Annotated in this window: 10 protein-coding genes and 1 CRISPR repeat array; of the genes, 4 read left to right on the top strand and 6 right to left on the bottom strand. The window is 60.0% G+C overall.

Annotation, left to right across the window (positions count from 1 at the left end):
- Positions 1 to 18: 18 nt before the first annotated feature.
- On the bottom strand, positions 19 to 1482 hold the full coding sequence (locus NXS98_RS01805) for a sigma-54-dependent transcriptional regulator (RefSeq protein WP_283846755.1): 1464 nt from the start codon (positions 1480 to 1482) through the stop codon (positions 19 to 21).
- Positions 1483 to 1596: 114 nt separating this feature from the next.
- Positions 1597 to 2814, bottom strand: a complete 1218-nt coding sequence (locus NXS98_RS01810; RefSeq protein WP_283846756.1) for a type II secretion system F family protein — start codon at positions 2812 to 2814, stop codon at positions 1597 to 1599.
- 708 nt (positions 2815 to 3522) lie between these two features.
- Between NXS98_RS01810 and csm6 the strand changes: the two genes are divergently transcribed.
- Positions 3523 to 4764 (top strand): CRISPR-associated ring nuclease Csm6, encoded by a 1242-nt coding sequence (csm6, locus tag NXS98_RS01815; protein WP_283846757.1) that lies wholly within the window; start codon positions 3523 to 3525, stop codon positions 4762 to 4764.
- A gap of 150 nt (positions 4765 to 4914) precedes the next feature.
- A CRISPR array of direct repeats spans positions 4915 to 7006; the repeat unit is 37 nt; unit sequence GTCGGGAACGCGGTGAATGCCGAAAGGCAATGGAGAC.
- A 737-nt stretch (positions 7007 to 7743) separates the two neighbouring features.
- Here the strand turns inward: csm6 and NXS98_RS01820 are convergent.
- Entirely contained in the window at positions 7744 to 10827 is a 3084-nt protein-coding gene (locus NXS98_RS01820) for a sensor histidine kinase (RefSeq protein ID WP_283846758.1), read from the bottom strand.
- A 207-nt stretch (positions 10828 to 11034) separates the two neighbouring features.
- Positions 11035 to 11889: a sugar phosphate nucleotidyltransferase gene (locus NXS98_RS01825; RefSeq protein WP_283846759.1), complete on the bottom strand. Its 855-nt coding sequence runs from the start codon at positions 11887 to 11889 to the stop codon at positions 11035 to 11037.
- 330 nt (positions 11890 to 12219) lie between these two features.
- On the opposite strand from NXS98_RS01825, the gene NXS98_RS01830 reads away from it, so the two are divergent.
- A complete protein-coding gene (locus NXS98_RS01830; RefSeq protein WP_283848108.1) occupies positions 12220 to 20283 on the top strand; it encodes an Ig-like domain-containing protein in 8064 nt (2687 codons plus the stop codon).
- Positions 20284 to 20702: 419 nt separating this feature from the next.
- On the opposite strand, the gene NXS98_RS01835 is transcribed toward NXS98_RS01830, so the two are convergent.
- A complete protein-coding gene (locus tag NXS98_RS01835) occupies positions 20703 to 21455 on the bottom strand; it encodes a 3-keto-disaccharide hydrolase (protein WP_283846760.1) in 753 nt (250 codons plus the stop codon).
- Positions 21456 to 21510: 55 nt separating this feature from the next.
- Positions 21511 to 22701, bottom strand: coding sequence for a PQQ-binding-like beta-propeller repeat protein (locus NXS98_RS01840; RefSeq protein WP_283846761.1), 1191 nt, complete (start codon positions 22699 to 22701; stop codon positions 21511 to 21513).
- A 272-nt stretch (positions 22702 to 22973) separates the two neighbouring features.
- On the opposite strand from NXS98_RS01840, the gene xrtU reads away from it, so the two are divergent.
- Positions 22974 to 24587: an exosortase U gene (xrtU, locus tag NXS98_RS01845; RefSeq protein WP_283846762.1), complete on the top strand. Its 1614-nt coding sequence runs from the start codon at positions 22974 to 22976 to the stop codon at positions 24585 to 24587.
- Positions 24584 to 26464: a tetratricopeptide repeat protein gene (locus tag NXS98_RS01850; RefSeq protein ID WP_283846763.1), complete on the top strand. Its 1881-nt coding sequence runs from the start codon at positions 24584 to 24586 to the stop codon at positions 26462 to 26464. Before xrtU ends, NXS98_RS01850 begins: the two co-directional genes overlap by 4 nt.
- The last annotated feature ends 35 nt before the right edge of the window (positions 26465 to 26499 follow it).

The raw sequence follows: 26499 nt of genomic DNA on the forward strand, positions 1-26499 counted from the left end.
GGTGCTATCCCGCGCTGCTCAACCTTCTCCTGCCAGTTTGCGGTACAACGTGGCCAGACTGATGCCCAGGATTTCCGCCGCTTTTTCCTTGTCGCCATTCACCTGGGCGAGCACCCGGTTCAAATAGGCCTGTTCCTGGTCACGCAGGAAATTCTTCAGCGGCACAATGGGCCGGTCCGCCGCCGGTGTCTCGGCGCCTTTTAAGGGGGGGGCCACCCCCACCGGCGAGGGCGGGAACAGCTCCGGCACGTGGGTGGCAGGCTCGGGCAATTGCGCCACCTCACCCTTGTCCTGGTCGGCCAGTTGGGGCGGCACCAGGTGCGCCGGCAAATCGCTCACATGGATTATTTCCGTTTCGCTCAGGGCGCAGGCCCGCTGGATGGCGTTTTCCAGCTCGCGCACGTTGCCCGGCCAGGAATGGCTCATGAGCGTTTCCATGGCCTGGCGCGTCAATTGGAACGGCCGGCCCGAGCGGGCATGGACTTTGTTGGCCAGGAAATGCGCCACCAGCAGCGGGATATCCTCGCGCCGCTCCCGCAGCGGCGGCAGCACAATCGGGATGACATTCAAACGGTAATACAAATCCTCCCGGAAGGTGTTTTCCTTGATGCGCTTTTCCAGGGGTTCATTGGTGGCGGCCACCACCCGCACATTGACGTAAATGGGCGTGTTATCACCCACCCGCCGCACCTCGCGGTCCTGCAACACCCGCAACAACCGGCTTTGCAGCACTGCCGACATCGAGCCGATTTCATCCAATAAAATGGTGCCGCCATCCGCCTCCTGAAACAGCCCCTTCTTGTCCGCAATGGCGCCCGTGAACGCGCCCTTGCGGTGCCCGAACAATTCCGACTCCAGCAGGTGCTCCGGCAGGGCGCTGCAATTGATGGGCACAAAAGGGGCAAACCGCCGCTTGCTGTTGTAGTGCAGCGCCCGGGCCACCAGCTCCTTGCCGGTGCCGCTTTCCCCCAGCACCAGCACTGTGCTGTCAGAATCCGCCACCCGCTCAATGGTCTTGAACAGGGCCTTCATGGCGGGCGAGGCGCCGATGATTTGATTGAATTGAATTGCCCGCTTGAGCTGCTTGCGCAGATAGACATTTTCGCTGATGGCGTCGTTGTACGACAACGCCCGCTGTACCGTCAGCCGCAGCTCCTCCAGTTCAAAGGGTTTGCGCAGGTAATCGTAGGCCCCCTTTTTCATCGCATCCACCGCCGTCTCGATGCTGCCAAAGCCGGTGATGACAATCACCGTGGCTGGTGGATTCAACGCGCGGGCCTTCTCCAGTATCTCCAGCCCGTGGGCGCGGGTGCGGTCCAGGTACAGGTCAGTGATGACCAGCTCCGGATTATGTTCCTCCAGTCCCTCCATGGCCGCGGCGCCGTTGGTGTAGGGGAACACCTCGTGCCCTTCCGAGCGCAACAGCTCGGAAACCATTTGCACCATGGTTATTTCATCATCTACCAGTAAGACTTTTGCCATGGAACCAGTTCACCCTTCCGCCGTACACCACGCCGTCCGGGGCGGGTTGGTGGCGGTTCGCCATCTGCTGCGGGCCGCCGGAGTGGCGAGCGGGGCGGCCCTGCCTGCCGCGGCTTACCGCGGCGGATTGATGATGTCGCTCATCTTGAAGATGGGCAGGAACATGCAGATGGCAATGCCGCCCACCGTCACCCCAAGGAATACAATCAACAGCGGCTCAATCAGCGACGTCAATCCGGAGAGCGTGTTTTCCACTTCCTCGTCCAGGAAATTCGCAATGCGCTCCAGCATGCTGTCCACCTTGCCGGTTTGCTCGCCGGCGGTCATCATGCGGATAATCATCGAAGGAAACAAATCCGGCCGCTTGGCAAACGCGCTGGACATGCTCTCGCCTTTTTCAATGTCCGCCGCCGCCGTGCGGATGGCCTTTTCCATTCCCACATGGCCCACGGTGTTGGCCACAATATTCAGCACTTCCAGAATGGGAACACCGCTGCGTATCAAGGAGGCCAGCGTTCGCGTGAAACGGCTCAGGCAAATCTTGTGTCCAATCACCCCGAAAATCGGCAGCCGGATGCGTATCCTATCCCAAAACTCACGTCCCGGCTTGGTCTTGATGTACGCCAGCCAGCCCCACACCACCGCAATGACCACCCCCAGCAGCGTCAACCCAAAAGGCCCGCGCAATTTGTGGCTCAAATCAATCAGGAATTGCGTCGGCCCCGGCAGCTTCGCGCCAAAGCCGGCGTAAATCTCGCCGAACACCGGCACTACTTTGACCAGCAGGAAGATGGTGATGCCAATGGCAATGGTGGTAACCGCCGCCGGGTACATCATCGCCGACTTCACCTTCTTGCGCAGCCGGGCGGTGTTTTCCAGGTACGTCGCGGTGCGCGCCAGAATCTCCGCCAGCAAACCGCCCCGCTCACCCGCTCCCACCATGCACACATACAGGCGGTTGAACACCTTGGGATGCTTGGCCAGCGCCTCGCTAAAACTGTCGCCCGCCTCCACGCGCGCCGTCACGTCCTTGATGACGTCGCGCATGAGCTTGTTCTGCGTCTGCTCCGCCAGCGCCTGCAGCGACTGCACAATCGCCAGGCCCGCGTCAATCATCGTCGCCAACTGCCGCGTGAACACCACCAAATCCTGCAAGCTCACACTGCCGCCGGCGGCCTTGCCTTTCTTGACCGCCTTCTCCTGGATGTCCACCACCAGGAGGTTGCGATTCAACAGCGCGGCCACCGCCGCTTCCTTGGTTGAGGCGTCCACGGTGCCCTTGGTTTCCTTTTGTGTCGCCGGATCGCGCGCAACGTAGGTGAATGCTGGCATAATGATGCTATTTCGAACTAATACATAACTTAAGGCCCCTCGCTTGGCAAGCCTTTCGTTTGCAAAATTGAGAAGCCATCTCGCCCCGGCTTTCATGCCCCAACGTTGTGTCAAACCTTGACTGGCGCGCCATCCCAATCTGGTGAGCGGACATCATCCGATGTCCTGCTTTTTGTATTCTGAAAGGCGAACGCCCATAGTGAAAGCATGATGTACCAACAATCTCAACACCGCTACCACACGCCAGGTGCCGGACGGCGCCCACTGCGACAGGCCTGGCTTTTTCAGCCCCCACCGCCGCCGCTTCAACCCCTCGCCGAAGCCATTGACCAGGCCCTGCACGGCGTCTCCCGCCCTGCACCTCCCGCTCCTCGTCCTCCGGCTGCTTCCGCTCCGCCCCAAAAGGCCCCGCCCGCCGCGGCCCAAACCAGCCCTCAACCGAAGCCCGCCGCGTCAAGCCCGCCGGTCGCCCCATCCCCAATTGAGCTATCTCCATTGCGTTATTGTAGTGTAAGGACGCATGAACCCGGACGATGCGGCTGTGGTGCGCCAACCATTCCGGGCGAGAACTTCTGTTATCACTGCATTGGCGATTGAGCAGACATTGACTCGTTTCCGCCGACGGCCCAAACCCATGGCTACCGCCCATGATTGACAATCGTTTTGCAATTCACCCCTGACTTAACTAAACTTCAACGCATCCATACTATGGCAACTCCCCAATCCACTTCCCAGCGTGTGGCACTGATAGCCGTCACCGGCATGTCGCCGGCCATTGTCACCGAAACAGTATGGGCGCTGGCTCACGAGAAGCCCGCCATCATCCCTGATGATGTGTATGTGCTCACCACCTCTCGCGGCGCAGCCGACCTCCGGCGCGAGCTGCTGACCCCGCGCCCGGACCTGCAAGAGCAAACCATCTGGCAGGCCCTCCGCCAGGCCATTCTTGGCGCTCGCGCCACCAAGGATAAACGCCTGACCCTGCATGACCCCATCTTGCTCACCACCCATGACACCACCCGCGGCCAGCCCCGCCCTCTCGAGGATATACGCACGCCGGAGGACAACGCCGCCGCGGCGGAAGTCATCCTTGATGAAATCCGCCGCCTCACCGCCAATGATGATTTGCGCCTCATCGCCTCCCTGGCAGGCGGGCGCAAAACCATGAGCGCGCTCCTGGCCTGCGCCATTTCCCTGCTGGGCCGGAAGGAAGACCGCCTCACCCACGTCCTCGTCAACGAGCCCTTTGACCATCCCGCTCTGGAGCCGCGTTTCTACTTTCCCACTCCCCAGCCCACCCTCCATAAACTCCAAACTCCGCAGGGCACGCAAACCGTTACCAGCGACCAGGCCATTTTGCAGCTTGCCGATGTGCCTTTCGTGCCCCTCAGCTACCTTTTCCGTGAGCAACTGGGGCGCTCCCCCGGCCGGTTTGTGGACCTGGTCCGCTCCGCCACCCAAATGGTCACCGAAACCGCCCAGCCCATCACCCTCAGCTATGATTATAAAACCTACACCGCTTATTTCGATGGCGTGGCAGTGGAACTCATGAACCGGGACATTCCCTTTTTTGAATTTCTCTACCACCGCGCCAAAGAAGGGCTGTTGCCTTATAAATACCATGAGGAAGCGGAAAAACCATTTGTGGAATTCCTTGCCCAATGGATTCCCAAACATCCCGATGTTAATCTGACCCATGGAGGCGGACTCGACTGGGCCAAGAGCCCTCCTGGGAAGGATGATTTTCGCAAACGCCTTAGCAGCCTCCGGGACCGCATGCACAGGGCGGGCATCGGCTACCTTGTGCAGCGCATTTTTCCGCCTCATGGCCCGCTGGGCATCCCCTTGGGACAGGTCACTTTTGAAGATTCACCCACCTCCCAACCCAAAAATCCAAAAAAAAATTTCCAGGTCACGAGCCAAAAACCCCCAAAAAGGGGGGGCTCGTGACCTAAGTCATAAACCATTGATGGAGAGCAAGATGCTCAAACTTGAGAAAATCTGTATCGTTAAAGAAGCAAACAGCGTGCCAACACAAAAATGGCCTCGTGACCTGGAAAACACTTGCGCCCTTGCGCCACAATGGGTTACAAAGGTGCTGTCGGGAACGCGGTGAATGCCGAAAGGCAATGGAGACCTAATTGTACGTTGGCCAGCCTCCCGCCGAAGCGGGGAGTCGGGAACGCGGTGAATGCCGAAAGGCAATGGAGACTTATTTCTTGCCCTTGCCCTTGACCGTGGCGGCGACTTGTCGGGAACGCGGTGAATGCCGAAAGGCAATGGAGACCCATCGGGGATGAGTGAAGCCGTATCTTCAGCCAGCTGGCGGTCGGGAACGCGGTGAATGCCGAAAGGCAATGGAGACCCTGTGAGGCAAGGGTGGTTATTTACCCTTGCCCTTCTGTCGGGAACGCGGTGAATGCCGAAAGGCAATGGAGACTGCATGTTGCAGGGATGCCTTTGATTGTGACCGCGTCGGGAACGCGGTGAATGCCGAAAGGCAATGGAGACGTCTTCCGCCAGTTGGCGGATTTCATCCGCCTCACTGAGCCGTCGGGAACGCGGTGAATGCCGAAAGGCAATGGAGACACTAAGCTCGTAGCCATTGGCCGCCTCTTCTGGAGGGTTGTCGGGAACGCGGTGAATGCCGAAAGGCAATGGAGACAAAGCAAAACTTTGGGAGTTGCCTTATGGGGATTTCTTGGGTCGGGAACGCGGTGAATGCCGAAAGGCAATGGAGACAAGCGGGGGTGAACGGCACGTCCAACGACCGAGTCTTACCGTCGGGAACGCGGTGAATGCCGAAAGGCAATGGAGACTGGTTATTTGCCCTTGCTCTTTGGCGCGGCGGTGCTGGCGGTCGGGAACGCGGTGAATGCCGAAAGGCAATGGAGACTACTCACTGTGAGTAATCTTTCAGTTTTTCCAAGCGGTGTCGGGAACGCGGTGAATGCCGAAAGGCAATGGAGACCGTGGAAGGCAAGAAGTTATTTCTTGCCCTTCTTGACTTCGTCGGGAACGCGGTGAATGCCGAAAGGCAATGGAGACTGTGAGGCAAGGGCTGGTTATTTCTTGCCCTTGCCTTTGAGTCGGGAACGCGGTGAATGCCGAAAGGCAATGGAGACTTGCCTTTGACTTCGGCGGCAACCTGGCGCCGAAGTCTCCAGTCGGGAACGCGGTGAATGCCGAAAGGCAATGGAGACGACGGTTATTTCTTGCCCTTCTTTGGCGCGGCGGCGTCGGGAACGCGGTGAATGCCGAAAGGCAATGGAGACGGTTAACGGGACGTTGGCCAGACGCCCGCCGAAACGCGGGTCGGGAACGCGGTGAATGCCGAAAGGCAATGGAGACGCAAGAAGCACTACTTCTTCTTCTTGGCCTTGGCGGCCTTGTCGGGAACGCGGTGAATGCCGAAAGGCAATGGAGACGACCTTGGTACCCGTTGCGGCCGCCAGGCGTTCGGCCTGGTCGGGAACGCGGTGAATGCCGAAAGGCAATGGAGACGCCTTGCCGGCTTTGTTGGCTTTGGCGGAGATGCTCCGGTCGGGAACGCGGTGAATGCCGAAAGGCAATGGAGACGGAAGGCCAAGGCAAGACCTATTTCTTGCCCTTGGCGGCGTCGGGAACGCGGTGAATGCCGAAAGGCAATGGAGACGGAACGTAACCGTCACTGGATTGCACGACCATTCCGTCTCGTCGGGAACGCGGTGAATGCCGAAAGGCAATGGAGACCAGTGATGTACCACTGGGCTTCCCCATCGGGAATGAGGCTGGTCGGGAACGCGGTGAATGCCGAAAGGCAATGGAGACCGGGACGCCCTGGATAACGACCTTGACCCCGGCGGCCTGCGGTCGGGAACGCGGTGAATGCCGAAAGGCAATGGAGACGGGTTAAATCATACAAACAACTGGTGTTGCTCTCAGTAAGTCGGGAACGCGGTGAATGCCGAAAGGCAATGGAGACCCTAAAAATACCATACTTGTTCATGTACCATCCGGGCCGTCGGGAACGCGGTGAATGCCGAAAGGCAATGGAGACTTGATAATTTCAACGGGGTGGTCTGGCTCTATCCAGATTTCGTCGGGAACGCGGTGAATGCCGAAAGGCAATGGAGACGATCATGCGGCGGACGCGGTGATCGTCGTTGGTGAATTGTCGGGAACGCGGTGAATGCCGAAAGGCGGAGAAGTGTTCAGTGTTCAGTTGGCAGTGTTCAGTAGGGAAGGGTTGTCGGCGGCGTTGTGGGAAGGGGAGCCGTGGAGAAGTTTCAAGTTTCAAGTTTCAAGTTGGAAGTGAAGAGGCGCCCCCTTTGCTCATGGCGGTAGGGGGGGACATCTTGAAACTTGACACTTCACACTTGAAACTCCCCTCCGCAGGAGGGGAAAAACTGAAAACTCCCCCACACGCCGCCAGGCGTGCAGGGCGGCTCCTTGAAACTTGACCCTTGAAACTTGTAACTCCCTCCGCAGGAGGGGCAGTGAATGCCGAAAGGCGGAGAAGTGTTCAGTGTTCAGTTGGCAGTGTTCAGTAGGGAAGGGTTGTCGGCGGCGTTGGGGGAAGGGGAGCCGTAGGGAAGTTTCAAGTTTCAAGTTTCAAGTTGGAAGCGGCAGCCCCTTCCCCTCGCTTAAGGCAACCGGAAGGACTGAACACTGAACACTGCAAACTGAACACTCCCCAAACGCCGTCAGGCGTAAAGGGGCGTTTGAAGTTTCAAGTTTCAAGTTGGAAGTGAAGAGGCGCCCCCTTTGCTCATGGCGGTAGGGGGGGACATCTTGAAACTTGACACTTCACACTTGAAACTCCCCTCCAACGGAGGGCAACGACTGAACACTGAACACTGCAAACTGCACACTCCACCGAAACCCCGCCAGGCGTGCAGGGGCAAACTCCCCTCCGCAGGAGGGGGAGGATTTTGCTCTGCCCCAAAATCAATCGGCCACGGGAAGGAAAAGATTGGCGGTGCAACCGCCCTCGGGTGAATTGAAGACTTCAATCCAACCGCCAATTTGTTTCATGCCGCCATAGGCGGCGGCGAGGCCCATGCCGGTGCCCTGGCCAATGTCTTTGGTGGTGAAGAACGGTTCAAACAAATGGGCTTGAGCTTTTTCGGAAAGGCCCTGGCCTTTGTCTTTGATTTGAATTCGGACAAAAGGCTGGGGCGGTGAGGGCTGGGACGCAGCGGGGGAAACCGGCGGAGGCGGGGAGCGCAGCACTGGCTGTATTTCCATTTCCACCAAGGCAGCCGCCGGGCTGGCTTGCAGGGCGTTATCCAGCACGGTGGTGAGGGCTTGCTCCAACATGTGGGCATCGGCCTTGATGAGGGGCACTTCGCCTTTCCAGGTGACGCGCACGCGGCCGGGGGGATAGTGGGCCAAATGGCTGGGAATGAATTGGCGCAGGTCCAAGGTTCCCATGCGCAGCCAGTGGCGCTGGCCATAGGCGAGCAGTTGCGCGACGATGCGGGCCGATTTGCTGATGGCCTCCTCGATATAGGCCACGTGACTGCGCACTTCCTGCGGGTTGTTCCATTCTTCCCGCAGCAGGGCGGCGCTGGATTGGATGGCTTGAAGCTGATTGTTCAGGTGGTGGGCGGTGCCGGCGGCCATCTGGCCGATGGTTTCCTGCTGTTTACGGGCCGAGGCGGCCTGCTCCAGCCGCAGGCGTTCAGCCATGACCTGCTCCAACTCGCGGGTGCGCTCGGCCAGGCGGGCGCTTAACAGGGCATTGCGCCGTTCCAGCAATCGGACTCGCCAGCGGTAACCGCCATAAATGCCGGCAGTGGCCAGGCCCAGCAGGGCAGCGTAAAACCAGGTGGTTTGGTAAAAGTAGGGTTGGATGATCAATTCCACTCCCGCCCCTGCGGCGCTCCATTGGCCGTGCCCATCGTCGGCGGTGACGCGGAATTCAAACCGGCCTGGCCCCAGGTTGGCGTAGGTGGCGGTCCGGCGGTGGTACGCCTCAATCCATCCGGCATCCACGCCGGATAACAGGTAACGATGCCTGACTTTCTCCGGCTGCCGGAAACTGAGGCCTGCAAAATCAATTTCCAGGACGCGGGAGCCGGGGGGCAGCTCTACCACGGGGGCTACGGGATAATCGCGACCGTTGACACGGATGCGATCGATGACCACGCGTGGTGGGGTGAAGGTGGAGGACAGGTTTCTGGGGTCAGCAACGGCCAGCCCGCGGCGGGTGAGAAAGATAAGGCGGCCATCGGAAGTCTGGCAGCCGGGGGATTGCCGGCCACCCAAGCATTCCATGCTTAAAAGGCCGTCGCTCTGGCTGAACATCAGGGGGGTGGGAAGTGGCCGTTCACCCCGCCAATGCGCCAGCAGCAAGGCGGTTTCCACGCGAAAGATGGTCCAGGGGGTGGTGTACCACAGGAAGCCTTGTTCATCCAAGGCCAGCCAATAAACATGGTACGTGGGGAAGCCTTGCGAAGGCTTATAATGCCGCCAAACTCCATCCCAGCGGCAGACGATGCCCTGGGCGGTGCCCAGCCAAAGTCTGCCTGCGCGGTCTTCCCTGATGTAATAAACCAGGGCCGCCGGGAAACCCTGGGCTTGGCCGTAATAGTTGGTGGTCTCGGCAGAAAGATGGTACAGGCCGTTTTGAGTGCCAATCCACAGCGAGCCGTCCCGGGCGGCGTGAAGAGAGCGGATTACCGGCTGCGCCTGCTCCGTGGTTACCGGCAAATCCACCGCAACAAACTGTCCATTGGTCAAGCGGCACAAACCGGCTTCGGTACCGGCCCAGAGCACGCCTTGGCGGTCTTCCGTCACTGCGAAGATATTAAGGCTGCTTAATCCATTGGCCTTGCTGTAAGTCGTGGTGGATTGTTCTCCCTGGTAACAGATTAGGCCGTCCCGGCGGGTGCCCACCCACAACCGGCCTTGGCGGTCGGGGTAAAGGAGGCTAATCATGGCCTGCCGTTGGTAACGGGGCAGGGGGCGGATAGAGCCGTTATCCCAGGCATACACCTCGCCCTTGAAGGTGCCCAAAAGGAATAGGTTGGTGGCGGTTTCGGCCAGGGTGATGACTTCTTCATCACGCAGCCCATGATCTGAGGAAATCGTTAGAAAAGTGCGGTTTTGCAGGCAATGCAGGCCGTTGCCCGCGCCAATCCAGAAATTGGCCTCGCGGTCTTCAAAGAAGGAAAAAACGCTGGTGTTACGCAGGCCGGGGATTTCATCTTCTGCGATGACTTTTCCCTGACGCAGGCGGCGCAAACCCGTGGTGGTGCCAATCCAGACGGTGCCGTGGCGGTCCTCAAGAATGGCGCGTACCCGCACTTCACCCAGCGCGGGGATGAATTGAGCAGCGCTGCGTCCCCGGTCGCTGGTCACCTGGAATAACCCGCTGTCGGTGCCTGCCCATAGATGGCCTTCAGGAGCTTCCGCCAACGCAAAGATTTGGCGGCTGGAGAGATGGGGCACAGGCACGGCGCGGGGAAGGGAGGCATCCATGGGGCCGAAAAGGCCACGGTCGGTGCCCACCCATAAATTCCCCTGCTTGTCCTCCCGCAGGCTCCAGAAAACGGTGTTGGTGGCCAGGCCGCGAATGGTGATGGCTTCGAGCCCTCCTGTGCTCCAGAGGTGCAGCCCCCGGTCACTTAAGACCCACAGGCCGCCCCGAGCACGTGGGGCAAAGGCACGCACGGAATTGCCCATCAGGCCGGTGTCGGGTCCGAAACGTTGGAAGAGCCCTTGATGATAGGTGATTAATCCGCCTCCTTCGCTGCCGGCCCAGAGAGCGCCGGAGGGGCCAAGGCTGAGGACAGTGAGGAAAGGACGGTTGAGAGCATCCTGGTTTTTGGGGGTGAAGGCGAAGAAACGCTCGCCGTTGAAGCGGGCCAGACCGTATTCCGTGGCGGCCCATAGGTAGCCATCCGGGGTTTGGTGCACCGCGCGGACGGTGGCATGAGGCAGCCCGTGGGCAATACCCCAATGGCGGTGTTCGTATTCTGTCAATTTATAGGCGGGGTGAAGGGCGAAGAGGGGCAGGGCCAACAAAACAAACCCCACCATTCCCAACGTTTTAGCGTGGAAAAAGACGGCCTTCTTCCTCAGGCCAAAGGGGTTTGGAGGCCGCTTTGCCATCGGAGGTGTCAAGCCACGATGTATATGATGTGCCAGCAGTAAAGGTATCGGCCAGGGGCACGTTTTTCTAAAGTTATAAGGGTAGTGGAGATGCGGGTTGCCGATGCCAGCTTGCGGCCATCAAGTAGCACCACTTCGCCGGTTGCGCTGGGCCAATAATTCCACCACCAAGGCCAGCACTTCTTCGCGGTCTTGTCCCTCCATCGCCAGCGCCAGTTGGGCGGTCAGGAGGCCATATTTGACGCCGATATCGTAGCGGCGGCCGGCCAGCTCGGCGGCCAGATAACGTTCGCGCCCGGGCAACTGGGCCAGTGCCGCCGAAAGTTGGACAGGCGGCTGGCCTTTTTGGACCAAGGCATCCAACAGGTCCATGACGGCGGGCGCCAGCACGTGCATGCCAAAGAAACAGAGATAATGCCCGGCGCGGAGGCCGGGGACAATCAGGTGCTGTTCCGCCTCAGTGGGTGTGGGTTTTTCGAGGACGTCGGTGATTTCGTAGAGTTCCCGTCGGCCAGCCACGCGGCGGCCTCCCACGGCGCCGTAATAGGGCAGCTTGCTTTCGTGGGTGGGTTGCACGGCGGAAACGGAGCAATTTTCTGCGGCCGCGATTTCCACCAATTGTTGGGCGCAGGATTGGGGTTGTCCACTGACATACAAATGATCGCCCACCAGAAGCAGAAACGGCTGGTTGCTGGTGAAGGAGCGGGCGCACCAAACGGCGTGACCGTAGCCCAGTGGCTCGGTTTGCTCCACAAACGTCAGTCGGCGGCCGTCGGAACCGGCGGCTGCGGTGAACGCGCTTTGTGCTCCCGGGGGAACCACCACCGCCACTTCGCTGATGCCTGCCTGGGCGATTTCCTCCAAGAGAATGGCAAGGGCGGTGCGAGCCTGGCCGTGACGGTCCACGAGGGTTTGCAAAGGCAGTGTGCTTTGATGACGTCCGGCGGCGGTGATGACAGCACGTTTGATTTCCATGTTTTAAGTGGCCTGCGGCCAGCGGCCACAGCATCGCAAAAAGCCGTCGTGGCGTCAATTCTACAGCGGCATGGTCCGGATTGAGGCGGCGGCGGTGAACCATTCAAGGGCCTTGTAACCTGACTGTTACAAAGTGCGTCTTACAACACAGCAACCCATGATGGGGAACGAGCATATGAGGGCCCTGGTGCGGCTCATCCGTGACGACGACGTACCGCAAGGTATATGCCTGCGCGTCCTTGGACAGTCTGGCCGTTTTGGCCCATATCCGTTGCCCATGCACCCCGAGCTGTTATGAAAATACGCACCTCCGTTTTGATTGGGCTTTTGATGTTGACCGGGTTCCTCGCTGCACCGGGCAGGGTGCAAGCGGCGGCGGTGGCGGCCAATGGCGGTTATGTCAACCGCTTTGAAACGCAGCCGCCAGCCGCGGATTGGGCGACGTTCAGCCGCGCGGGCGGCGCCAATGACTCATACGAGATGGATGCCGATGTCAATGCCAACGTCACTGCCGCTGGTGTGACGGCAGCGGTGGCGTCCGACAGTGCCAACCCGCCCGCTGCCAATGCCAATGCTGTTTGGAGTTCCGGGGGTCAGTATTTGGCGGTGCGGCCCACTGGCAACCGCTATACGGTGCTCATGGGCAAGTTTGTCAATGCCACCGGCACCAACGCCACTGAAGTCACCGTCGCTTACCAGCTCACTATTACGGGCGGCGGCGCGGCGGAGGAGAGCGCCCGTGGCACGCGGGTTTATTACAGCTTGAGCGGGTTGGCGAACTCCTGGACCAACATCCCCGCCTTGAGCACCACGGCCAATGAAATGGCGGCCACGGTGATGACAGCTCGCCTGGGCATTGAATGGACCAACGGCGCTACATTGTATCTGGTTTGGGCGGATGATAACGCGACTGGCAACCCCACCGATTCTGCCCATTTGATAGATAATTTCTCGGTTCAGGTCACCGCCGGCTTGCCGGAGTCCACCAATCTCCTGTGCGCGTTGACCGCCCCCACCAATGGCCTGGTAGTGGCTAGCGGCACGGCGGTGGCTGCCGCTGCGGTGGTGGCGCGAGGCACGCCCCCCTATTCGTTGCAATGGTTTGTGGATGATGCACCCTATGGGGATATTCAGACGGCCGCGCCTTTCGCCCGTGAAATCACCGGCTTGACGGTGGGCACTCACCGGGTTTATGCGCGGGTGACAGATATGGGGGGGGAGACGGTGTACTCGGCCACCAACAACATCCAGGTATTGCCGGCCCTGGCCGTTACGATTGCAGCTCCGGCCGATGGCGCCACAATGGACCATCTGTTGGATGTCATTGCCTCAGCTTCCGTATCCGGCGGCTCCCAGCCTTATTCCGTTCAATTTTATGTGGATGACGAACCCGTGGGCAACGCGCTTACGGAACCGCCCTTCACGGCGAACCTGGGCCGTTTATTTGTGGGGCCACACACCTTGCAGGCGCGGGTGAGGGACGCCCGGGGTTGGGAAAGCGCCTCGCCGGTTCACCAAATCACCATCAGCGGGCCGCTGGCGGTGCAGTTGCTTCCGGGAGATGGCACGCGGTTGAATTTTGGCGCGGCGCTGCTGTTGCAAACGGAGCTGGGCGGCGGCACGGCGCCATATACCCTGACGTTTTACACCAATGATGCGGTGGCGGGGACGGTCAGCAATGCGCCGTATGAGCTGAACTTGGGCCTGATGCCGGTGGGCAGTTATACCTGTTACGTGCAGGCGGTGGACAGCTCGCCCACCACGCAAACGGCCTATTCCACCACGAACATCATCACCATCCGGGACAATCCTCTGACGGTGACCCTGACCAGCCCCACCAATGGCCAGCGGGTGGCCACCAATAATGTATATGCTGTGACGGCCAGTGCTTCAGTATTGCCGCCGGTGACCATTGCGCAGGTGGAGTTTTTCTACGACGGGATTTCCTTGGGAGTGGACACCACCGCGCCATTTTCTTTGGTGATTTCCAATCGGCAGTTGGGCCCCCACACCGTTTATGCCGTGGCCACCGACAGCTTGGGGCGGCAAAGGGCGTCGGCCACCAACACTATGGAGTTCATCATAGACCCCTTGGCCAATGACAATTTTGTCAACCGCACCCGCCTGAGCCTGCCAGCCACGGTCACCGGCTCCAACGTGGGGGCCACCACGGAAGCGGGCGAGCCGCGGGGCTCGGGATTCTTTCAGCGTGGGGCCTCAGTGTGGTTTAGTTTTGTGGCGCCGCTTGGCGGCTCGGTGCGGGTGGATACCTTTGGCAGCAGCTTCAACACCACCTTGGGCATCTATCGGGGAACTGCCGTCAATGCGCTGACAGAAGTGGCCTATAACGACAACGCTCCCGGCTACTCGGATGTGAGCCTGGTCACCTTCACCGCCACCGAGGGGGTGGAATATCACATCCAATTGGCGGGTGCACCCGGCTTCGGCACGCCGCCAGCCACTGGCACTTATGTGCTTAACCTGAGCATGCCGCCAGTGGTGCGTATCGTCAGCCCCACCAACAACATCTTGTACCTGGTGGGTGATCCGATACCCGTGTCCATTACGGCCACGGCGGCCGTGGGCACGCTGGAGCGCGTGGAGCTGTATCGGAATGGCGCGCTGGTCGGCGCGGATGCCACGGAGCCTTATGAATTTATGATTACGAATGCTCCGGCTGGCAGCAACACCCTCGTGGCGGTGGCGGTGGACAGTCTGGGGCAAAGAGCATCCTCAACCGCGGTGAACCTGTTGGTGGCCAACCTGGGCATGACCATCACCTCGCCGGTGGACGGTGCGGCCTACCTGTCCACCAACCCCATCACGGTCAATGCGCTGGCCATGTTGCCGGCGGGCACCATGACCAACGTGGAGTTTTATGCCGATGGCGTTCGCTTTGCCTCCGATAACACCGCGCCTTATTCTGGCGTATGGAGCAATGTTACGCCCGGGGTGCACGAATTGCTGGCGGTGGGGACGGATGAAATCGGCAAGCAATATAACAGCACGCCGGTGCTCATTGCGGTGGCTTACCGGCTCATTCCCAGCAACTCCGTCTGGAAATACCTGGATAATGGCTCCGACCAGGGCACGGCGTGGCGGGAATTGGATTTTGATGACAGCGAATGGGCCAGTGGTCCGGCGCAACTGGGCTACGGTGATGGTGATGAAGCGACGGTGGTCAACGGCGGGCCTTCTGGCAATTTCTATATCACCACTTATTTCCGGCGGGAGCTGATGGTGGCGAATCCCGCGCAATACAGCAATCTGGTGTTTCAGGTGTTGCGGGATGATGGGGCCGTGGTTTATGTCAATGGCGTCCAAGCAGCGCGTTACAACATGCCGGGGGGCACGATTACTTACACGACACCGGCCAACAATGCCATGGATGATGGCACGGTTTTCTATGATGCCACGGTTTCCCCGTCGCTGCTGCGGCCGGGGCGCAACGTCATTGCGGTGGAATTGCACCAGTCTTCTGCCACCAGCACCGATACCAGCTTTGACTTGCAATTGCTCGCCGTGCCGTTTATCCCGCGCAACAAGTTGCCGGAGGTAAGCGTCACGCAACCGTCTGCTCCCGCCAAATATTTGTTGGGCGAGACCATCAACGTGTCCGCCACCGCCGCAGACCCCGATGGCGAGGTGGTGCGGATGTCCCTTTACGCCGGCGGAGTGCTGCTGGCCGCCGCGGAAGGGGACACCCTGAACTATGTTTGGACGAATGCGCCGGCAGGGGTGCACGCCCTGGTGGTGGAGGCCGAGGATGGGGAAGGGGGGCGTGGGCGGTCCCAGCCTCTCCAGGTGGCCGTTTTCCCGCCGGGCAACACCGGTTGGCGGGCGGTAAACGACCAGCAACCCGGTCCGGCTTCTCACCCTTATGCCACCTTTTACTCGCCCTTTGGGCGCGTGGGCGGTGCGTTGTCTGCTGGCCCCTTGTGGGATGTTTTTAGCGGCGCACCGCTGGCGGCGCGTCTGCAAGTCTCCGGTCAACAAATCATGCCTACTACTCAATGCGGCGCTCCGCCGCCGGGGACGCCGGCCTACCAGCTTTTCGGGCCGTACGTGGACTTTGGCACTTACTATGGGGACAATGGCATCCTGATGTTTGGACAGAGCCAGGTGGTGCACGAGTTCACGGGGCTTAACCCGGCGCGAAAATATCGCCTGCGGGCCACGGTGGTGGGGGGCAATGCCAGCTATGCGAATTGGTGGACGTTGTTCGCACTGGAAGAGGCCGCGGCTTACGTCCCTGCCCACACCACCAATGTCCTGACTCAGGCGCAATACCCCATGGCCCTGCAGGCGCATCAGGCCGCCATGGCGGTGGGCGACAACCGTACCGGCGATGTTATGGGATGGGAGGACATCGTACCTTCGTCCAATGGCCGTTTGCGTTTGGTGTCGAGTTTGTACACCGGCCCCACGCCTGATGGGCAGACGCCCAGCCCGCTGACTTACGCGCCCGTGGCGGTGATGTTGGAGGAGTCCGGCGGTCCGATGCCGCTGGTGTGGCTGACGGCGCCCACCAATGGTTGGGTGGAAGAAGGGCCGCTGGCGGTCACCTTGCAAGCCGAGGCGCTGGCGTATGATTCCGTCAGCCGGGTGGATTTCTTGGGCAACAATCAGCTTCTCGCTTCTCTTACTGCCGCCCCTTACCGTTTCACCTGGACGAATGCTCCTTTTGGGACCAACGTGGTTCTGGCCGTTGCTCATGCGGCTTCGGGCATCAGCGCCACCTCGGCGCCGGTATCGTTTGTGTTGACCGTGCCGCCGCTCAATGAACTGCCGCCCACCGTGGTGTATGTTTCACCCGCGCCGGGGACAGTCACCAACCTGACCCGTATTCAGGTGGTGTTCAGCGAAAAGGTGACGGGCGTGAATGCCGCCGATTTGTTGATTAATGGCGTGCCCGCCACCAACATGACCGGCAGCGGCTCCAATTACGTTTTCTATTTCCCGCAGCCGCCCTTCGGCCATGTGGGCGTCCAATGGGCGGATGACCATGGGATTACGGATTTGGGCTGGCCCAATCGCCTGGAGTTTTACGAGTTCAGCGCCGGCGCCACGTGGGATTATGAGTTGTTGGACTTGACGCCGCCCACCGTGGCGGCCAAGTCGCCGCCGGCTGGCGCATCGCTGACCAACCTGACCCAGGTGACCGTTACGTTTAGTGAACCGGTGGCCGGGGTGGATGCCGCCGATTTCCTCATCAACAACGTGCCGGCCTACGAGGTGCAGCAGCAGAATCTGACCAATTACACGTTCTTCTTCTCGCAACCGGCTTCGGGGACGGTGAACATTTCCTGGGCGTTGAACCACGGCATCACCGATTTGGCCACACCGCCCAACAACTTTAATCGCACCGGCTCCGGGGCCACGTGGACCTATACCCTCGACGCGAAGACCATCCTCATTCCTTCCAACAGCCTCTGGTTGTTCGTCAAGGGCACGCAGGAGGCTTCTGACCCGCCCGATGCCTGGCGGCAGTTGGGATTTGATGATTCGGGGTGGTCCAATGCGCCGGCGCCGTTCTTCTTTGGCGATCCTTATTCCAATGGCGTGCCGGCCTATACGTTGTTGGACGACATGCGCTCCAACTATACCAGCATTTATCTGCGGCGGCCGTTTGTGGTGCCCAATCCCACGGCGGTGACGAATCTGTACCTGCGGGCCATCATGGATGACGGCATGGTGGTGTGGATTAATGGGGTGGAGGTGTTGCGCTACAATGTGCCCGCCGGTGACCTGGCCTACAATGCCACGGCGTCCGGGGCCATTATCGAGCAAAATGGCCTGCCCTACACCAATCATGTGTTGCTCAATCCACGGCTTTACTTGCGCCCCGGCACCAACCTTATCGCCGTACACGCCTTGAACGAGTCGCTTTCCGCGAGCAGCGACTTCTGCTTCAACGCCGAGTTGTTCACTTACATCGCCAACACGGAATTGGAGGCGCCGCGGCTGGTGCAACGGCTGCCGGATGCCACCTACCTGTTTGCGTTGACCAACATCACGGTGGTGTTCAGCGAGCCGGTCACCAACGTGCAGGCGGCAGACCTGCTCATCAACGGCCAGCCCGCCGCCGGGGTCAGCTCGCCCAGCAACCATGTTTACCTCTTTGACTTCCCGCAGCCGCCGTATGGGCCGGTGACCGTGGCCTGGGCGGCGAATCACGGCATCGTGGACCTGGACCTCGTGCCCAAACCGTTCACCGGCGGAACCTGGCAGCACGTTTTGCTGAACCCCGATTTGCCTTATGTTACCGCCGTTTCACCCGCGGGCGGGAGCCGAGTGGGTGAACTGACGCAAATCGCCATCACCTTTTCGGAGCCAGTGCAGGGCGTGCAGGCGGGGGATTTGTTGATTAACGGCACGCCGGCCACCGGCATGAACGGAGGGGGCTCGCAATACCTGTTCACTTTCCCCCAACCGGCTTATGGGACGGTCAATGTGACCTTTGCTGAGAATCACCAAATTCGCGACTTTGCGGCCAGTCCTAATCGTCTGGATGTGACCTGGCCGGTTCATTCCTGGAGTTACACCCTCGTGGATTTGAGTCCGCCGGTGCTGGCGGCCATCCAGCCGCCGCCCGGCACGGCCGTGCAGTCGCTGACGCAAATCACGGTGACCTTCAGCGAGCCGGTTTCCGGCGTCACAGCCAATGATTTGCTGATTAATGGACGACCCGCCCGCAGCGTGTCCGGCTCCAATGCGGTGTACACCTTTACCTTCCCGCAGCCGAATGCCTCCCAAATCACGGTGACTTGGGCGGCCAATCATGGCATTCGTGACCTGGCTACCACCCCTAATGCCTTTGATGCCACAGCGCCCGGGGCCACGTGGGGATATATAACTTCCGACAACCTGCCGCCCTCCCTGGCGAGTCTGTCGCCGGGCGCCAACTTGCGCGTACGCTCGTTGAAACGCATCCGGGTGACTTTTGACGAGCCCGTGACGGGCGTGGATGCCGCGGACTTGCACGTGAACAACCAGCCGGCGCTCTCCGTTTCGGGCAGCGGGGCCGGCCCGTATGAATTCGTGCTGCCCGCCGTGGCCACCGGCACGGTGACGGTGGCCTGGGCGGCCAATCATGGCATCCGTGATGTGGCTTCACCGGCCAATGCTTTTGGCGGCGGAAGCTGGCGCTACACGGTGGAGCCAGGTTTGCCCGGCCCTTACGCGGTACGCCACGTCATCCTGATTAGTGTGGATGGTTTGGGGGCGGTTTATCTGTCCAATTATGTGAACAACGCCTCGGAATATTTCCCGAACTTTACCCGCTTGTTCACCGAAGGCAGCAGCACTTTGAATTCGCGCAATGATTGGACGCAATCGGAAACGGTGCCCAACCATTCCTCGATGTTAACTGGTCGGCCAGTGGCTCAACCGGAGGGCTGGGATAATACCACCCATCACGGCGTGACTTTCAACTCGGACAACGGCCTTACCATCCATGTGACGGGCAACACTACCGTGCCGTACAAGGCCAGTCCGTTTGACGTGGTGCATGACTACGGCTTGAGCACGGCGTTCTTGTACAGCAAACAATCACTGACCTTCCTGGCGCGCAGTTGGAGCACGGGCGGGGGGGCGGACTTGATTGGCTCGGACAACGGCTCCAACAAGATTGACCGGCTCCTGTCTTCAGTCAGTTCCGGTAATTATGGTCCCAGCTCGGCGCTGGTGGATGAACTGGTGGAGCGCATTGCGGCCACCAATCTCTGGACGTTCACCTTCATGCACTGGACCGAACTTGACCAATATGGCCATCAGTCAGGTTGGGGCTCGGCCACCTATAGCAACCAGATGCGTAATTTGGATGTGCAAATGGGGCGTTTGCTGGATGCGCTGCAGGCCAATCCGGAGGTGGGCAGCCAAACCGTTGTGATTGTGACGGCTGACCATGGCGGCACCGGCATTGGTCATGGAGATCCCAGCAATTCCACCATCTACACCATTCCTTTGTGTTTCTGGGGTGCCGGCATCCCGGCGGGCGGCGATCCTTACCAGATGTTCAGCAATCGGGCGGACCCCGGCCCGGCGCGCTACAATTACAACGAGACGCGGGTTTTGCTGCCCTTGTACAACGGGGATTGCGCCAACCTGAGCACCACCTTCCTGGGGCTGCCTCCCGTGCCGGGTTCAAGCCTCTTGCCGGTGTTTGGACCGAAACCGGTCACGATGGTGGCCGGCAAGTCTCAAGGCGCGGTGCAAATTGCCTGGCCTGACCATGAAGCCTTGGTCTTGCAAGTGTCATCGGCGCTTGGGCCGCAGGCCAACTGGCAGCCGGTGACCCAGGGAATCGTCCTGGAAAATGGGCGGCGTGTTTTCCGGGTGACACCAGCGCCCGGCACTCCGCCGCAATTCTATCGGCTAGTAAGGGAAGATTAAATCGGGACCACCGCCGTGGGGCGCAGGGGCCGCGCGCATCGAGGCTTGGGCGAGTTGCGCCACGGCTGGGATGAGGTGATATTGGGTTGGTTTAATTATGAAAACGTCAGCTAAGTTTTGGTTGGTTCTGGTCTGCGGGGTGCTCGCGGCCACTGCTTGGGCTGCGGAGGCACCGGCGAAGGGAACGGTCGGGCCGGTGAAACCCGGATGCGGCATGGGTCCCGGCGCTGGATGCGGGCGAGGGCCGGCCTTTTGCGGCGGCAATCAGGCTGGGAAAGGTAAGAATAGCCAGCCGGCACAGCCTGCCGCTCAAGGAAAACGTGGCCTGAAAGCCGGTGACCCAAAACCCGGTTGTGGTCTGGGGCCCGGGGCCGGTTGTGGCAAAGGACCGATGTGGTGCCGCCTGAATGAGGCCTGACTCAAGGGAGTTCCTTGAGCCGCACGTTGCGAATTTGGACGTGAATGTCGCCCCGGCTTAGCTCTTGAAAGCCGAGGTGGCCGTATTTGGGCCGGTCCTTGATGGGCGGGGCGAGGGTGCCGTCGTGACGTTTGACTTCCTGGTTTTGCTCATCAAGGTTGATATCTTGGATGACCTCCCCATTGAGCACCACATGCAAATGTGAACCGCGCAAGGTAATTCGGTATTTATTCCACTCTGTGGGGCGATAAACTTGTTTGCGCGGGGCAACGGCCCGGTAGAGACCGCCCGTCAGCTCAGAATCTTTGGCTTGAGGATTATAGCGCAAATCGGCCATTTGCAGCTCCATTCCGTCAAAAGCCGGGTCCCCCCGCATCGGAGCGCGCAGGGCGCAGCCGCTGTTGCCGGTTTCTCCCAGCTTGAACTCAAACTCGAGGATGAAATTGGTGTATTGGCGTTCGCTGACCAGCCACGTGCCGCGGGTGGTGCTGCCGTGGAGAATGCCCTTTTCCACCCGCCAGACCACGCCGGTAGGAGCCGGTTGAGCCAGGTCATTCCATTGCGTCACCCGCCAACCCTTGGGCACGCCTTCTTCGCGAAACAACAGAGTGAAACCCTCCGCATCCACTGGCCCCGTCTGAGCCAGGAGCAGGGCGGGGGACAGCGTCAGCAGGCCCCACCAGGCGAGGAGGCAGGCCGCCGCCTGCACGAAATGGCGCGAAGGACGGGGGACTTGGGCAATCGCAGTTTTCATTTTTCGGACGTTCAGAGTTAAGGCATTGAAACCCGCGCAAGGTGTTGCGTCCAGTCTATTGTCGCACATCCAAGGCCACCACCTGGCCGGCGGCGTTGCGGCAGTAAATCCGGCCTTGTGAGAGGACGGGCGTGGTCCAGCATCGGCCGCTCAGGACTTGAGCTCGGGCCAGCGGGGTGAACTTTTGCGGCGTGGCCTGCACGATTAACAACTCACCTTTTTCGCCTTGCACAATGAGTTTGCCATCGGCGGCCATCAAGGCGCCCAGCCCCACGGAGCGCTCCTGCCATTTGACCTGTCCGGTGGCCCATTCCATGCACATGAGGTAACTGGCCTGGCCGGATTCGCCGGTGGTGCCGTATAAATGGCCGTCAATCAGCACGCACGTGTTGAAATGATTGCGCATGTATTTGTTGGCATAGATTTGCCGGACTTTGCCCTGATTGAATTCAATCAACGCGCAACCCTTGCCGTAGGAGGAAGAGAGAAAAACCTGATTGCCGGAGATAATGGGGTCGGCGGCGTTGACGTCGTACTTGGTTTCCCAGGGGAAGCGCCAGGCTTCCTTCCCTGTTTGTGGGTCCACGGCAAACAATGTATTGGCGCTCAAAATGGCCATTCGGGTGGCTGCGCCCTCTTGAAAAGGCACCACGGACGCATAACCGCAAATGTCCTTGCCATTGTCCCATACCCGTTGGCCGGTGTTTTTATTGACGGCCAGCCCGGCTGTGCCGGCGTTGAGTAATAGCAATTCGCCCCAGACCAAAGGCGAACTGGCGAACCCCCATTCCGGCATTTTCATGCCCCAATCCTCGGTCAAATGCTTTGACCAAATGACCTTGCCGCTGGCTGCATCCAGGCAAAAAAGGTGTCCGCGCTTGCTAAGGGTGTACACCCGGTTGCCGTCCACGGTGGGGGTGGCGCTGGTGCCGCCTTCGTAATACTTGGGGTCCAATGGGTGAGGGTAGGTGTGCCGCCAGAGTATTTTTCCGGTTTCGGCGTCGAAGCAAAACACGGTATCATTGCCGTTGGCATTCCCGGTAGTGAAGACTCGTCCTGCGCTCACGGAGAATGAGGCAAACCCCGTGCCGACCTGGGCGGTCCACAATTTTTTGGGGCCTTCGGCCGGCCAGGTGCTGCGCCAGCCGGTTTCTTTGGAGATGCCATTCAGGTCCGGGCCGCGCCAGCGGTACCAGTCCACCCCGGCGCCCATGAGGGAGTAAGAGACCAGCCAACTCATTGCCATGAATAGTGAGCAGTATTTCATGCTGCTACATTAAAAGCGGGTCCGGGGCACGTCAACCTTTATGCCATGCCCTGCCATGACCGCCTCAACCTTTTGCGGGTTTTTTGCGGGTTAGTTATGAACGGCCGTAAAGTGTGAGCATTGAGGTGGCCTGTCAGGGGACTGAAATTTATTGTCTGATGAGGACTACCCCAGGTCGTGGAGGTGCGAAGGGCAATTCCTGCCGGCTTTTCCTTGAAAATGGCCTCAAGTTTTTTATAATATACGCACACATGCCTTTATTGGCCGGCAATACTGAGATGCGCACCAAACGCCGCTGGTTGCGGTTGAGTTTGGTGGTGATGTTGTTGGGCTTTGCGCCCTCGCTGTTTTTTTATTTCCAAAACCTCTGGCAGCGAGAGCATTACCAATTTTTCCCTCTGGCGGTGGCTGCGGCCATTTATCTGGCACGCCGGGATTTGGCGGAGGTGAAGGAGACTGCAGCTCAGCCGTGGTGGGGGTTGGCAGCAGCCCTGGCGGCGCTGGGTGGGTATGCCATGGCAGCCTGGCTTTGGTCGCCGTGGCTGGGTTATTTGTCTTTCCTGGGGGCGGTGGTGGCCCTGTTGCTGGCGGTGGGCGGGCTGCCGCTGGTCAGGGCAGCCGTGCCGGCGCTCATCATGATGGCCACCCTCATCCGGCCGCCCATGAATCTGGATACGGAACTGGCCCTCAAACTGCGTTACCTCGCGGTGGGATTAAGCACTTATTTGCTGGATTTTGTGCGCGTGCCGCATTTTGTCAACGGGGTGGTGATTGAAATTCCATGGGACCGTTTGCTGGTGGAAGAAGCCTGCAGCGGCATCAACTCCACCTTTTTCGTTTTCGCTTTCGCGGTTTTTCAAACCTTGCGCATGAAGCGGCGATGGCATCATGGGGTGCTGTTGGTGCTGCTGGGCTTCAGCTTCGTCATTCTGGGCAACGTGGTGCGCATCTCTGCGGGCGCTTTTTTCCGGTACCGTTATGGGATTGACCTGCTGACGGGGTGGTCCCACGAGGTTTTTGGGCTGGTGTTGTTCGTGATGTATGTGGTGTTGCTGCTCAGTGCCGACGCCTTGCTGGCGTTGCTGCTGGGGGGACGCGATGAGCTGCCCGGCAGCAAGAGCGTGATTTGGAGCGACCTGCTGACCCAATGGCTGGGGCCCCAAATGCCGCTGAGCGCTCTGCGCGGCTGTGCCGTGATGGCGGCGGTGTTTCTGGCCGTGGGCGCCGCCCAGATGGTGCTGGCCACCCAACAAATCAACAAACCCAAAATTCTGGTGCCCTCGCGTTTGAAACCGGGGGCGCGCTTTGTTTTGCCTGAATTCGTGGCGGGCTGGCGCAACAGCACGGGCAAAATCCCGATGGGCACCCAGCATTACATTCAGATTGGCGCCATTCATTCGCAGGTCTGGACCCTGGAAAAAGGAGGGCTGCAACTGATGGTGGCGTTGAGCTACCCGTACCACGGCTGGCATGATTTGAACTATTGTTACAGTGGCCATGGCTGGAAATTGACGGAGCCGGTTTTCCGCACGGATGGGGTCAGTGACAAACAGAGCATCATCGAGGTGGAAATGAGCCGCAAGCCGATGCACAGCGCCTACCTGTTGTACAGCGCCTTTACAGAGGATGGCGAATGGCAGCCCCCCGGCCGACTGGAAAGACGATTCAGCATTCGGCCGGATGTGGATGAGGACATTCGGACCACCTATCAGGTCCAGCTTTTGTACATGGGCTATGCGCCGTTGCCGCAGGAGGAAAAAGGCGAGGTCATGCAGTTGTTTTTGGAAGTGCGGAAACTGCTCATGAAACAGGTCTATGACCAATTGGTGCCCAGTGCTGCCAAATCCATCCCCACCCCCCAATGATTGATCGTCTGATACAGTTTTGGCAGGAGATGATGCGCGGCCAGGGGCCGTGGGGGCGGTATCTGCGCGTCTTGTGGCGTTTTTGGGATGGTCTGGTGGCGGTGCTGTTGTTCGTGCCGCGTTTCATCGTGCGGGGCCTCTCGCGGGTGTTGGAAGCGCTGGATAATTTCTCGCTGCGCAGCCTTATTTTCGGGGAGGGAGGCGGCGGCTACGGCTACGGTTACGGTTACGGCTATGGGTATGGCTATGGCTACGGGTACAGCAGCGGAAAGCCTCATCCCAAGCGCAAATGGTATAACCCACTGGTTTGGATTGCCGCCGTCTGGGTCTTGTTGAGGACGGTAACGCGCGCCTTTTTCGGGCTCAGCACCGAGTCCATGGTGCCGGGGGCGGTGGTCGAAGGCTACGGCCGCACGCGGGCCAAATTGGAATCCGCGGTGGACCGTCATCAGTTGATGCTCAAGCTCAAGGCTGTGCCGGCCGTGCTCGTCATCCTGGCCTGGCTTGGTTTGCTGGGATTGGTTTTGTGGTTCACGCCCGCGCGAATCGAGGCACGCTACACCAAATGGGCCGATGACGCCTATGGCATGGGCAACCTGCCGCGCGCCCGGGTGGCTAGCGAGCGGTTGTTGCAGCTCGAAACCACCAACCAGCCGGCGCATTTATTGCGGCTGGCGCGCAATTTGGCCGCCATGGGCTACGCTGATGACGCGCTGGCGCTGGCCAGCCGGGCGGCGGGAGCAGCGGGCGGGCCGGCCGCCATGCAAATTGAGGTGGCCGAAAACATTATTGGCAATCCGGCGGCATCCCCAGCCATGTTGCATCATGCCGAGCGTTATTTGCTGGGGCTTTTTGCCGGCAAACCGGACCAGGCTGATGCCGGCGTGCTGCTGGGGCGTTATTATTACCGGCTGGGGGATTGGGAGGAGGCGCGCTGGTATTTGAAGCGGGCCTTCCCCAAGCGCAACGATGCGGGACTGGTTCTGGCCGCCATTGAGATGGGTTACGGCAACACCCTGGCGCGGGACCGCTGGGCCTCGGCCGCCGCGGAGTATTTCAAAATCAAAACCACCACCGGCCGCCCCAAGGACCCGAAAACCTGGATGGCCCGCCGCCAATGGGCGGAGGCCGAATTGATGCAGGGCAATTTGACCAACGCACTGAGTATTTTGAATGAAGGCATTGCCAGCACCGGCCTCAAGATTTACCAGCGCATGGCGGCCAGCATCTATTGTGATTTAATTAAACGCAGTTGGGCGCTGGACCCCACCAATCACTGGCAGCGCCTGGAGTGGCTGCGCACCGGCTTGAATCATGACGCGCAAAACGAATTTTTACTCCGCCAGCTCGCCGGCACCGCCAACGGCCAGGGGCCGACGGCCGAAGCGGCGCTTTCATTGGCCCGCGAACTGGGCGCCGTGGCGGCCAATCGTCCCCATGTTTATTACTACCTGGGCATGGACCTTTACTACCGCGGCCAGCAGCAGGGGGCGCGCAACCACCTGGAAGTGGCTTATTTGGGCCAGCCTGACAACCCGGTGGTGGCCAATAATTTCGCCTATTTACTGGCGGTTACGGAACCGGCCGACCCTTCACGGGGATTGAACATCATGAATACCGTCATCGAACGGCATCCGCGTGAATTAATTTTCCGCGAGACCCGGGCCCAGATTTTATTGAAGATGCAGCGCTGGCAGGATGCGTTGACTGATTTGGAGGCCGCCAAGCCCCTCTTTCAAAGTAACTCCGTTTTTCATGCCAGCCTGGCCAAAGCCTACGCGGGTCTGGGACAAACCGAACTCAGCCGGCAGCACGACGACCAGGCCCGGGAATTACGCGCCGCGGAGTTGCGCATGCAAACCCCTCAGGCTCCTTGACGGCCATGCTTTTGGGGGGCTGGCGGGCCACCTGT

This window comes from Fontisphaera persica, assembly GCF_024832785.1.
GTDB lineage: Bacteria > Verrucomicrobiota > Verrucomicrobiia > Limisphaerales > Fontisphaeraceae > Fontisphaera > Fontisphaera persica.